General features: G+C 65.0%; 1 protein-coding gene. It reads right to left on the bottom strand.

Annotated elements, in window-relative coordinates; genetic code table 11:
* The coding region (locus tag J1M81_RS23755; RefSeq protein ID WP_206498974.1) for an SDR family NAD(P)-dependent oxidoreductase at nt 1-207 on the bottom strand (207 nt) is incomplete at its 3' end.
* Nucleotides 208-389: the final 182 nt, after the last annotated feature.

Below are 389 nucleotides of genomic sequence, written 5' to 3' on the forward strand. Positions count from 1 at the left end.
GCGGTCGAGGTCGTCGAGATTGGCCGCGTCGCCGCGCACGTCCGTCACGTTCCGGCCGATCAGCCTGACGGCCGCGTCGAGCGTCTCCTGCCTCCGGCCCGTGATGAAAACATAGGCGCCTTCTTCGACGAACCGCTTGGCGCTCGCCAGCGCCATGCCGCTCGATCCACCTGTGACGACTGCAACCTTACCTTCAAGCTTTCCCATGACTTCTCCTTCGAGCTTCGCCTTCGTTCGGGGATGCCCCCGAGAACGCCAACATGGGTCCGCCGCAGTCAGGCGTTGAGTGCGGAAGCGCGCACATCGGTGGTGCGAAATCGATCCGGCTGGACGACTGACGCCAGTCGTGACGATTGGTATCTGCGGCTCGGAACCGGGCCGCGCTCGTC

This window comes from Rhodococcus sp. KRD175 (assembly GCF_017168275.1).
GTDB lineage: Bacteria > Actinomycetota > Actinomycetes > Mycobacteriales > Mycobacteriaceae > Rhodococcoides > Rhodococcoides fascians.